The following is a 9603-nucleotide window of genomic DNA, read 5'->3' on the forward strand; positions in this document are numbered from 1 at the left end:
TGATCTCACGAAGTCTATCATCGCCAGTGCAGCCGCGCGACCGCTGGCGCATGCGCGCCCACCGCTTTGCCGGATCGCTGAGGAGTTTGCGCAACAGGGACCTGCATCAATGCACGATTTCACCCCACTTTCCGGCCTCGCCGGCGGCGCACTGATCGGCCTCGCCGCGGCGCTCTTGATGCTGCTGACCGGGCGAATCGCTGGGGTCACCGGCATCGTCGGCGGGCTGCTCCAGCCCGATACCGCCGACCGCGGATGGCGCATTGCGTTCATCGCCGGGCTGATCGCGGCGCCCCTGGTTGCGGCGCTGTTCGGCGCGCCGCTGCCGCGGCCGGCGATGAATGCGAGTCTGGTGGTGGTCGCAATCGCGGGCGTGCTGGTCGGGTTCGGCACCCGCATGGGCAATGGCTGCACTTCGGGCCACGGCGTCTGCGGCTTCGCGCGGCTGTCCGGCCGCTCGATCGTGGCGACGTTCATCTTCATGACGGCGGCGATCGCAACCGTTGCCATCGTCAGACACGTGATCGGAGGCTAGCCATGCCCGCGCTTGCAAGCTTCGTCTGCGGCCTCGTCTTCGGCGCGGGCCTTCTGATCTCCGGCATGACCGATCCGCAAAAGGTGCTCGGCTTCCTCGATCTGTTCGGCGCCTGGGATGCGACGCTCGCTTTCGTGATGGCCGGCGCCGTCGCGGTCGCCGCAGCAGGTTTTGCGATCGCGCGGCGGCGCGCCGCGCCGTCGTTTTCGGCGCGCTTCCTCTGGCCCGATCGCAACGACATCGATACGCCGCTCGTCGGCGGCGCAATCCTGTTCGGCATCGGATGGGGCCTGGTCGGCATCTGCCCCGGCCCCGCATTGGTCAATCTCGCCGGGCTCTCACTGCCGATCGTGGTGTTCGTCGTTGCGATGCTGGCAGGCATGATCGGCCAGAATCTCTTCGACAAGAATCTCTGGCGCTGGCGCGCGGCAGCACCACGCGCCATCGAAAGCTCTCCACTTCCATCTCGCGCAGACGGGTGATCCCATGACCACAATCAAGCACTTCCCTCCTCCGCCCGGCATCCAGGCGCCACCACTCTCGTTCGGCGCCCGCGTCGGCGATTTGCTGTTCATCTCGGGCATTCCCGGCTTCGATGCCAACCGCGAGCTGCCCGACGGCTTCGAGGCGCAGTTCGCCAATGTCGTAACCAATTTCAAGCGCGTGCTGAATGAGGCGGGCGCGACGATGCGCGATCTCGTCAAGGTCAACGTGCTGCTGACGCGCGCCAGCGACGTCGCCACCATGAACGCGCTCTATGCCGGCGCGTTCGGCCCCGCGCCGTATCCCGCGCGCACCACCTGCGTCGTGGTGGCGCTGCCCAATCCGAAGATGCTGATCGAGATCGAGGGCGTGGCATCAGTGAAGGGGTGATAACTCCACTCGTCATTCCCCGGTGCGCAATTGCGCACCTGGGGGCGCGCCGCCTGGCGCGAGCCCGGAATCCATCGTGCCGCAAAGCTTGTGGAATCGAGAACCAAACTCGGTGTCGTCCCTGCCTAGTGCGCAATTGCGCACTAGGCAGGGACGACGACGTGGAGAGAACTGCGCTTCTCCCCCGGCAGCGTCGCCCGCATTTTCGTGCGTTCGCTAGAACAACGACCCCTGCCCGTCGTCCTCCCGCACCGGCGTCTTGCGCGGCGCGGCCTTCTTCGCCACCGGCGCGTCCTCCGCCGCGATCTGTTCCGCGGTCATCGGCAGCAGCAATTGTTCATCGTCGTTGGCGACGGCATTGACGCGCATCGTCACCTGGTGCCAGGCGAACTCGCCGACATCGGGCCCTTTCAGCATCGGCATCACGTCGTCGACATCGTTGGGCAGGCAGTCGAGCCAGCGCGCGAATTGCTCGGGCCGGATCGTCACAGGCACGCGGTGATGCAGCTGCGCGAGATCGGGGCTCGCCGGTGCGGTGACGATCGCCACCGTGTCCTGCTCCTCGCCGTTCGGCCCCATCCAGGTCTCGGCAAGTGCTGCAAAGGCGAGCGGGTGGCCGTCGCGGCGATGAATGAAGAACGGCCGCTTGCGGCCGCCGGCATCCTGCCATTCGTAATAGCCGTCGGCCGGGATCAGCGCGCGGCGCCGCTTGATCGCGTTCTTGAAGGCCGGCTTCTCCCGAATTGTCTCGGAGCGGGCGTTGATGAGAAGCGAGAAGGTTCGGGGGTCCTTGACCCAGGACGGGATCAGGCCCCAGCGCATCAATTGAAAATGCCGGCCGCCATTCTGCAGCAGCACCACCGGAATCGGCTGGGTCGGCGCAACATTATACCGCGGAGGAAAGTTCGGCTGCTCGATGTAGCCGAACATCTCCCGCAAGGCCGCCGGCGGCGAGGTAATGACAAAGCGTCCGCACATATCCCGTCCAGAGTGGTATCCGTTTATTCAGCCTTAACTTGGACCGTTAAAGACTGCGACCAATGACCTCAACGGCCGCCATAGCGGGCTCTTCCCCGCGACCGACGTACCCCGACGAGGCGCGGGCGGCGCTGTTGCGCGCCGCCAACATCAATCCCCGCACCGGGCTTGCCACCGACTACCTCAATCACTTCAACGAAGCCATCATGCTGCTGGAGATGGTGCCGGACCTGCCGGAATGCGCCGACGATTTCCTGGAATGGCAGCCACTGTCCTATGCCGAGCATTTCACCGCGTCCAACTTCAAGGCACGCGACCTCGCGATCGAGTCCTATGAGACCGCGAACGCCGGTATCCGGGCCGAATTCGACCAGCTCACCGACAGCATGACCAGGATCCTGACCGAGGTCGGCGCCGCGATGCGGCAGTTGCAGCAGGACAAGAGCCGGGTCGCGCTCGCCGAGCAGGCCATCGTCTGGGTCAAGCCGCTGGTGATGCAGACCGCCGGCATCATCAACGGCGCCGCAGAGGCCGATGTCGACAGCATCATGGCGGGCGCCTGAGATATCAGGCTATATAGAAACTCTTTTTGAGCATGATCCTTCCGGAAAACCGGCCGCCACTTTTCCGGATCATGCTCCAAAACCGGTTGTTGCCTTGACCTCTCCCGAACCTCCGATCCGCCCGCAGCTCGCCGTCTCCGGCGTGATTTTCCGTGACGGCAAGGTTCTGCTGGTCCGGCGCGCCCGCTCGCCGGGCAAGGGCTTCTATTCGCTGCCCGGCGGCCGGGTCGAGTTCGGCGAAACGCTGCACATCGCGTTGCACCGGGAGATCGACGAGGAGACCGGCCTGCGGGTCGATATCCTCGGCCTCGCCGGCTGGCGCGAGGTGCTGCCGACCGGTCCCGGCACCGGGCATTACCTGATCATGACGTTCGCGGCGCGCTGGGCCTCCCGCGAGCCCGTGTTGAACGACGAGCACGACGACTTCAAATGGCTGGCCCCGGAGGAGATCGGCGACCTCAAGGTCACCGGCGGTCTCCACGAGGTGATTGCGGCCGCCCGGCGGCTGGTTTGAGGCCTGTTTTGGGGCTCCGGGGTGCCCTGCCGCCTTGCCTCGGGCGCATTGAGGGGGCATACCACGGCCATTCCGGAACCCCTGATGATCAAAGCCTTTCTCGCCGTTGTGATCTTGATGTCGGCATGCCTTGCGACGCCCGCCCGGGCGCAGGACGCGGCTGCGCCGTTCGACGGCGACCTGCAGCGGCTGGCCGAGATCCTCGGCGCCCTGCACTATCTGCGCGGCATCTGCGGCTCCAACGAGGGCGCCAAATGGCGCAATGAGATGCAGGCGCTGATCGATGCCGAAACCCCCTCCGGCGACCGCCGCGCCCGCATGATCGCGGGCTTCAACCGCGGCTATAACGGCTTCCAGCAGACCTACCGGACCTGCACCCCCGCAGCCAGCGTGGCGATCCGCCGTTACATCGAGGAAGGCTCGAAGATTTCGCGCGACCTGACGGCCCGCTATGCCAACTGAGCGCGCGATCTTCTTCGACCTCGACGGCACCCTGACCGACCCGAAGCCCGGCATCACCGGCTCGATCCAGTATGCGCTGGAAAAGCTCGGCCGGCCCGTTCCCACGCAGGACGAATTGACCTGGTGCATCGGGCCGCCCTTGCGGGCGAGCTTTGCGATGCTGCTCGGCGGCGACGAGCTCGCCGACCGCGGGGTTGAGCTCTACCGCGAGCGGTTCGGCGATGTCGGGCTGTTTGAGAACCGCGTCTATCCCGACATCGCAGAGGTGCTGGCGGCGTTGCGGCAGCGGCCGGGCCGGATGTTCGTGGCAACCTCGAAGCCGCACGTATTCGCGACCCGGATCATCGCGCATTTCGGGCTCAACGGCTATTTCGACCACGTGTTCGGCTCGGAGTTCGACGGAACCCGCGTCAACAAGGTCGAGCTGCTGGCCTATGCGCTGGAGCAGACCGGGGCCGATCCGGGCAACGCCCTGATGATCGGCGACCGCAGCCACGATGTGATCGGGGCCACCAGAAACGGGATTCGCGCGGTCGGCGTCACCTATGGCTACGGCACGCCCGAGGAGCTGGTTGAGGCCGGCGCCAGCCATCTCTGCGCCTCGCCGCGCGCGGTGCTGGACCATATCCACAGCTCATTCAGCTGATGGAGGCCGGGATATCCGGAATTCCCCTTTAAATGCCGTCGCGCGCGTTAACCTTTTCGAAAGAAGTGGGCTAGGCGGTACCCGCATGCGTGATACATCTGGCGCGTCGCAGTGGTTCGCTCCTCGAACCGCGCGCATCCATTTTGCAGAGTTTCATGCGCCATCCAGCGTCCTTTCCCCTTCACCAAGAAGACCCGCGACCCGACCACGAGCAGAAGCAGGCTGCGCTGAGCTATCTGAACGAGGCCTGGGCGGAAGCGCTTCATGATGGCGTCGACGGCGACTGCCTCGCGCAGGCGAGCCTGTTTGCGGCGCTCGCCGAGCTCGTCAACACCTATGGCGAGGATGCGGTGGCGAAGTTCGCCGAGGGTCTCGCCGCGCGCGTGCGCAACGGCGAGTTCTCGCTGGCGCTCGCCAGACAGTAATCCCGCAAAGCGCGCTTTCGAGCGAAGTGGGCACCGGTTCGCGTGAAGAAAGCGCGTTGAGGAACCTAGCGCATTTGATGCGCTAGGCCTTCAGCGTCTCGAGGAACCGGACCGGCTCCCCCAACGACGGCGTCGTGACCTCGCCCTGCCACATCACCCGCCTGCCGCGCACGAAGGTGCCGACCGGCCAGCCCTGCACCCGCACGCCGTCATAGGGCGTCCAGGCCGCGCGCGAGGCGATCCATTTGTTGGTGATGGTCTCGCTGCGCTTGAGATCGACGATGGTGAAGTCGGCATCATAACCCGCCGCGATGCGGCCCTTGCAGGCGATGTTGAACAGCCGCGCCGGCCCCGCGCTGGTGAGGTCGACGAACCGCGCCAGCGACAGCCGCCCGGCGTTGACGTGATCGAGCATCAGCGGCACCAGCGTCTGCACACCGGTCATGCCTGAGGGCGAGGCCGGATAGGTCTTCGACTTCTCCTCCAGCGTATGCGGCGCGTGATCCGAGCCCAGCACGTCGATGATGCCCTGCTCGATGCCGTACCAGATGCCGGCGCGGTGATCGGCCGAACGCACCGGCGGGTTCATCTGCGCCAGCGTGCCGAGCAGCTCATAGCACTCGGGCGCGGCCATCGTCAGGTGGTGCGGCGTCGCCTCGCAGGAGGCGACATCCTTGTGGTCGCGGAGATACAGAATCTCTTCCTTGGTCGAGATGTGCAGCACGTGGATGCGCTTGCCGGTCTCGCGCGCGAGATTGACCAGCCGCTCGGTCGCCATCAGCGCCGCGGTCTCGTCGCGCCATACCGGATGCGAGCGCGGATCGCCCTCGATCCGCAGCGGCTTGCGCTCGTTGAGGCGGTATTCGTCCTCGGCGTGAAACGCGGCGCGGCGCCGGATCACCTGAAAGATCCGCCGCAGGCTCTCGTCGTCCTCGACCAGCAGCGCGCCGGTGGAGGAGCCGATGAACACCTTGACGCCGGCACAGCCCGGCGCGCGCTCGAGCTCCGGCAGATCCTGCACGTTCTCGCGGGTGCCGCCGATGAAGAACGCGAAATCGCAGTGCATGCGATGACGCGCGCGCTTGATCTTGTCGGTGAACGCCGCTTCGGTGACGGTCAGCGGGTTGGTGTTCGGCATCTCGAACACCGCAGTGACCCCGCCCATCACGGCGCTGCGCGAGCCGGTCTCGAGATCTTCCTTCTGCGTCAAGCCGGGCTCGCGGAAATGCACCTGGGTGTCCATCACGCCGGGCAGGATGTGCAGGCCCTTGCAGTCGATCACTTCGCCGGCCGAGGCCTGGCCGAGTGAGCCGATCGCGGCGATACGGCCGCCTGTGATACCAATATCGCGCACGCCCTCGCCGTCCTGATTGACCACGGTGCCGGATTTTAGAATGGTGTCAAAATGCTGATTCATCGGTCCTCGGCGCCCGCTTTCCGCTGTCGCGCGGGCCTTGTTCGGCGCACTCTAGCGCCTTAGCTTGGCAGGGGATATCCGCGAGGACCGCGTTTCCCAAGGAACTTGGAAAAAGAGCCAATTTTGCGAATGAAAGCAGCGTTTCTTCCAGATCGGGGCGTGATCAAGGTTTCTGGCGAGGACGCCCGCAACTTCCTCAACGGCCTCATTACGACCGACGTCGAACAGTTGCGGCCGGGACAGGCCCGGTTCGGCGCGCTGCTGACGCCGCAGGGCAAGATCATCGTCGATTTCCTGATCACCGAGGTGCCGGCCGGCCATGGCGGCGGCTTCCTGATCGATGCGCCGCGCGCGCTCGCCAAGGGGCTCGCCGACAAGCTCGGCTTCTACAAGCTGCGCGCCAAGGTCGTGGTCGAGAACCTCTCCGACAGCCTCGGTGTGCTGGCCGCCTGGGATGGCGAGCCGGCGGCGACACCCGATCTCGCCTTCGCCGATCCGCGCAACGCAGCGCTCGGCTGGCGCATCCTGATCCCGGAAGAGCTGAAGCAGAAGCTCGCCGAGCTGATCGGCGCCGACCTCGTCGACTCCAACGCCTATGAGGCGCATCGGATCGCGACCGGCGTGCCGCGCGGCGGGCTCGACTTCATGTATGGCGACGCCTTCCCGCACGAGACCAACATGGACCACCTGCATGGCGTCGATTTCGACAAGGGCTGCTATGTCGGCCAGGAGGTGGTGTCGCGCATGCAGCATCGCGGCACGGCGCGGACCCGCACGGTGAAGGTCATTCTCGATGGTCCCGCCCCCGAAGCGGGCGCAACGATCCTCGCGGGCGACAAGCAGGTCGGCACCATCGGCTCGACCGCAGGGCAAAACGGCCTCGCGCTGGTGCGCATCGACCGCGTCGCCGATGCGCTCGATGCCGGCCTCGCGCTGACCGCGGGCGGCCTGTCGCTTCACCTCGCCGAACCCAACGTTGTCCGCCCCGCACCCAAGCAGACCGTCGCATGAGCCGTACCGCGAAACTGCATCCCGACGGCAAGACGCGATGCCCCTGGCCGGGCGAAGATGCGTTCTATGTTGCCTATCACGACAATGAATGGGGCGTGCCGGAATATGACGACCGAGCGCTCTATGAAAAGCTGATCCTCGACGGCTTCCAGGCGGGCCTGTCCTGGATCACGATCCTGCGCAAGCGCGAGAATTTCCGCAAAGCCTTCGACGATTTCCAGCCCGAGAAGATCGCGCGCTACACCGACAAGAAGGTGCATGCGCTGATGAACGACGCCGGCATCGTTCGCAACCGCGCCAAGATCGAAGGCACGGTGGCGAGCGCGAAGAGCTATCTCGAGATCATGGAGAAAGGCCCCGGCTTCTCGAAATTCCTGTGGGACTTCGTCGACGGCAAGCCGAAGGTCAATCAGTTCAAGAGCACCGCGAGCGTTCCCGCTTCGACGCCGGTCTCGATCAAGGTCTCCAAGGAGCTTGGCGCACGCGGTTTCAAGTTCGTCGGCCCCACCATCGTCTACGCCTTCATGCAGGCGACCGGCATGGTCAACGACCACCTCGTCACCTGCTTCTGCCACGAGTCTTGCAGCGGCAAGCTCCGCAGCCCGCGGCTCAAGAAGAAATGACTTCGCGTAAATCGACGGAGACCACCCGCGCCTGGCAGCGGATGCTATCCGGACGCCGGCTGGACCTGCTCGACCCGTCGCCGCTCGATATCGAGATCGTCGACATCGCGCATGGACTGGCGCGGGTCGCGCGCTGGAATGGCCAGACTTCAGGCGCGCACATCTTCTCGGTGGCGCAGCACACGCTGCTGGTTGAGGCCGTGATGCGCCAGCAGACGCCGCGCGTCGACACCAGCCACCGTCTCGCCGCGCTGCTGCATGACGCACCGGAATATGTCATCGGCGACATGATCTCACCGTTCAAGGCGGTGCTGTCAGGCGAATACAAGGTGGTGGAGAAGCGACTGCTGTCGGCGATCCATATCCGCTTCGGCCTGCCTGCGGTGCTGGCGGACGAGATCACCCAGCAGATCAAGGCCGCCGACCGCGGCGCCGCCTATCTCGAGGCGACGCATCTGGCAGGATTTTCGCAAGCCGAAGCCAAGCGCCTGTTCGGCCGCGATCCGCAATTGCCCGAGGCGACCGAGCGCGACTATCTGACGCCATGGACCGCAGCGCGGGCCGAAAAGCAGTTTCTCGAACGCTTCAAGGCATTGCACGCATCATAGGCGCGGCTGCGCGAAGCCTGTGGCCGGTTGCGCCGCAAAACGAAGGGCAGGCATGGCGGCACCCGGCTTTGCCCACCGGGACCAGCCCGTTATAATCGGACCCACCCGATAGCCAAGGACCATCATGCTTCACGTCTGCTCGCTTGCCGCGCTCTCCGACACGGTTCGTGCCACCGGCGCCAGCCATGTGCTGACCGTGATGGCCAACGTCGACCAGGTGCAGCGCCCGCCCTCGGTGCTTCCGGCCAATCATCTGAAAGTGTCGATGGACGACATCGTCGAACAGATGGACGGCTTCGTTGCGCCGAACGAGACGCATATCGAGCGCGTGCTGACTTTCGTGCGCGGCTGGGATCGCCGCGCACCGATGGTGGTTCATTGCTACGCGGGCATCAGCCGCTCGACCGCAAGCGCATTCGCCACCGTCTGCGCGCTCAATCCGCACCGCGACGAAATGTCCATCGCCCGGCTGATCCGCGAAGCCTCGCCGATCGCGGCGCCGAACCGGCTGATCGTCGGCCTCGCCGACAAGGCGCTGGGGCGCGACGGCCGGATGCTGCGCGCGCTCGATGCGATGGGCCCCGGCAGCATGAGCGTCGAAGGCCGGCCCTTTCACATCGATCTGGAATAGCACGAACCTGCCGCGGCCTTGAACTTCCGGTCCTCCCAAGTGCACTACTAGGTTGCGACGGGCCGCTGGCTGGCCAAAAGTCCGGCGCGTCCTGCCGGAGGCCCAATGTTCGATTCGCCGTTCGATTTCCTCACGCTCGTCATCGCCATCGTTGCCATCATTTTCGCGCGCAAGGCGCTGGGCCAGATTTCGGTGCTGCAGCGCCGGCTGGATGCAATCGAGGCCAAGGGCTTAGCTGCCGCACGGACGGCCGTGCCGCCGCCACTGGCGCCGCTCGAGGCGTTCGAGCAGACGCTTCCGACCGCGCCTCCGATCGC

Annotated in this window: 15 protein-coding genes; 13 read left to right on the forward strand and 2 right to left on the reverse strand. The window is 65.6% G+C overall.

Annotated features, from left to right (window positions below; all coding sequences use genetic code 11):
- The first annotated feature begins 109 nt into the window (after positions 1 to 109).
- Genes H8A95_RS23210 through H8A95_RS23220 form a run of 3 tightly spaced genes read left to right on the forward strand, consistent with a single transcriptional unit; the run spans position 110 to position 1408 of the window.
- The gene (locus H8A95_RS23210; RefSeq protein ID WP_229185189.1) at positions 110 to 535 is read left to right on the forward strand and encodes a YeeE/YedE family protein; all 426 of its coding nucleotides are present in this window, start codon (positions 110 to 112) and stop codon (positions 533 to 535) included.
- A 2-nt stretch (positions 536 to 537) separates the two neighbouring features.
- Positions 538 to 1017: a DUF6691 family protein gene (locus tag H8A95_RS23215; RefSeq protein ID WP_229185190.1), complete on the forward strand. Its 480-nt coding sequence runs from the start codon at positions 538 to 540 to the stop codon at positions 1015 to 1017.
- Between the two features lie 4 nt (positions 1018 to 1021).
- Complete coding sequence (locus H8A95_RS23220; RefSeq protein ID WP_097675196.1) at positions 1022 to 1408, forward strand: RidA family protein; 387 nt, start codon at positions 1022 to 1024, stop codon at positions 1406 to 1408.
- A gap of 216 nt (positions 1409 to 1624) precedes the next feature.
- On the opposite strand, the gene H8A95_RS23225 is transcribed toward H8A95_RS23220, so the two are convergent.
- Entirely contained in the window at positions 1625 to 2386 is a 762-nt protein-coding gene (locus tag H8A95_RS23225) for an SOS response-associated peptidase (protein WP_229185191.1), read from the reverse strand.
- A gap of 62 nt (positions 2387 to 2448) precedes the next feature.
- Here H8A95_RS23225 and H8A95_RS23230 point away from each other — a divergent pair, with 62 nt between their 5' ends.
- The 5 genes from H8A95_RS23230 to H8A95_RS23250 all read left to right on the forward strand — a co-directional run bounded on the left by H8A95_RS23230 (position 2449) and on the right by H8A95_RS23250 (position 4996).
- On the forward strand, positions 2449 to 2949 hold the full coding sequence (locus tag H8A95_RS23230) for a hypothetical protein (protein ID WP_229185192.1): 501 nt from the start codon (positions 2449 to 2451) through the stop codon (positions 2947 to 2949).
- A 94-nt stretch (positions 2950 to 3043) separates the two neighbouring features.
- Positions 3044 to 3463 carry an NUDIX hydrolase gene (locus H8A95_RS23235; RefSeq protein WP_229185193.1) on the forward strand — a complete coding sequence of 140 codons (420 nt, stop codon included), beginning with the start codon at positions 3044 to 3046 and terminating at the stop codon, positions 3461 to 3463.
- A gap of 84 nt (positions 3464 to 3547) precedes the next feature.
- Positions 3548 to 3925: a TIGR02301 family protein gene (locus tag H8A95_RS23240; protein ID WP_229185194.1), complete on the forward strand. Its 378-nt coding sequence runs from the start codon at positions 3548 to 3550 to the stop codon at positions 3923 to 3925.
- Positions 3915 to 4571, forward strand: a complete 657-nt coding sequence (locus H8A95_RS23245; RefSeq protein ID WP_229185195.1) for an HAD family hydrolase — start codon at positions 3915 to 3917, stop codon at positions 4569 to 4571. The genes H8A95_RS23240 and H8A95_RS23245 overlap by 11 nt, the downstream gene beginning before the upstream one ends.
- 155 nt (positions 4572 to 4726) lie before the next feature.
- Entirely contained in the window at positions 4727 to 4996 is a 270-nt protein-coding gene (locus H8A95_RS23250; protein WP_163161166.1) for a hypothetical protein, read from the forward strand.
- 82 nt (positions 4997 to 5078) lie between these two features.
- Here the strand turns inward: H8A95_RS23250 and H8A95_RS23255 are convergent, their stop codons facing one another.
- Entirely contained in the window at positions 5079 to 6413 is a 1335-nt protein-coding gene (locus H8A95_RS23255; RefSeq protein WP_229185196.1) for a dihydroorotase, read from the reverse strand.
- A 129-nt stretch (positions 6414 to 6542) separates the two neighbouring features.
- Between H8A95_RS23255 and ygfZ the strand changes: the two genes are divergently transcribed.
- The 5 genes from ygfZ to H8A95_RS23280 form a co-directional block, all read left to right on the forward strand.
- The gene (ygfZ, locus tag H8A95_RS23260; protein WP_229185197.1) at positions 6543 to 7424 is read left to right on the forward strand and encodes a CAF17-like 4Fe-4S cluster assembly/insertion protein YgfZ; all 882 of its coding nucleotides are present in this window, start codon (positions 6543 to 6545) and stop codon (positions 7422 to 7424) included.
- The gene (locus H8A95_RS23265) at positions 7421 to 8047 is read left to right on the forward strand and encodes a DNA-3-methyladenine glycosylase I (protein WP_229168846.1); all 627 of its coding nucleotides are present in this window, start codon (positions 7421 to 7423) and stop codon (positions 8045 to 8047) included. Before ygfZ ends, H8A95_RS23265 begins: the two co-directional genes overlap by 4 nt.
- The gene (locus H8A95_RS23270) at positions 8044 to 8655 is read left to right on the forward strand and encodes an HD family hydrolase (RefSeq protein ID WP_229185198.1); all 612 of its coding nucleotides are present in this window, start codon (positions 8044 to 8046) and stop codon (positions 8653 to 8655) included. Before H8A95_RS23265 ends, H8A95_RS23270 begins: the two co-directional genes overlap by 4 nt.
- 124 nt (positions 8656 to 8779) lie before the next feature.
- Complete coding sequence (locus H8A95_RS23275; RefSeq protein ID WP_229185199.1) at positions 8780 to 9286, forward strand: tyrosine phosphatase family protein; 507 nt, start codon at positions 8780 to 8782, stop codon at positions 9284 to 9286.
- Positions 9287 to 9391: 105 nt separating this feature from the next.
- Positions 9392 to 9603 (forward strand): hypothetical protein (locus H8A95_RS23280; protein ID WP_229185200.1); only part of this gene is annotated, 212 nt, incomplete at its 3' end.

The sequence above is a fragment of the Bradyrhizobium oropedii genome, from assembly GCF_020889685.1.
Lineage (GTDB): Bacteria > Pseudomonadota > Alphaproteobacteria > Rhizobiales > Xanthobacteraceae > Bradyrhizobium > Bradyrhizobium oropedii.

Bases quoted from the DNA above. Each gene is read 5' to 3' on its own strand.
- H8A95_RS23230 (WP_229185192.1), top strand. From the start codon at position 2,449: ATGACCTCAACGGCCGCCATAGCGGGCTCTTCCCCGCGACCGACGTAC.
- H8A95_RS23270 (WP_229185198.1), top strand. From the start codon at position 8,044: ATGACTTCGCGTAAATCGACGGAGACCACCCGCGCCTGGCAGCGGATG.
- H8A95_RS23240 (WP_229185194.1), top strand. From the start codon at position 3,548: ATGATCAAAGCCTTTCTCGCCGTTGTGATCTTGATGTCGGCATGCCTT.
- H8A95_RS23210 (WP_229185189.1), top strand. From the start codon at position 110: ATGCACGATTTCACCCCACTTTCCGGCCTCGCCGGCGGCGCACTGATC.
- H8A95_RS23265 (WP_229168846.1), top strand. From the start codon at position 7,421: ATGAGCCGTACCGCGAAACTGCATCCCGACGGCAAGACGCGATGCCCC.
- H8A95_RS23220 (WP_097675196.1), top strand. From the start codon at position 1,022: ATGACCACAATCAAGCACTTCCCTCCTCCGCCCGGCATCCAGGCGCCA.
- H8A95_RS23275 (WP_229185199.1), top strand. From the start codon at position 8,780: ATGCTTCACGTCTGCTCGCTTGCCGCGCTCTCCGACACGGTTCGTGCC.
- H8A95_RS23245 (WP_229185195.1), top strand. From the start codon at position 3,915: ATGCCAACTGAGCGCGCGATCTTCTTCGACCTCGACGGCACCCTGACC.
- ygfZ (WP_229185197.1), top strand. From the start codon at position 6,543: ATGAAAGCAGCGTTTCTTCCAGATCGGGGCGTGATCAAGGTTTCTGGC.
- H8A95_RS23215 (WP_229185190.1), top strand. From the start codon at position 538: ATGCCCGCGCTTGCAAGCTTCGTCTGCGGCCTCGTCTTCGGCGCGGGC.
- H8A95_RS23250 (WP_163161166.1), top strand. From the start codon at position 4,727: ATGCGCCATCCAGCGTCCTTTCCCCTTCACCAAGAAGACCCGCGACCC.
- H8A95_RS23225 (WP_229185191.1), bottom strand. From the start codon at position 2,386: ATGTGCGGACGCTTTGTCATTACCTCGCCGCCGGCGGCCTTGCGGGAG.
- H8A95_RS23255 (WP_229185196.1), bottom strand. From the start codon at position 6,413: ATGAATCAGCATTTTGACACCATTCTAAAATCCGGCACCGTGGTCAAT.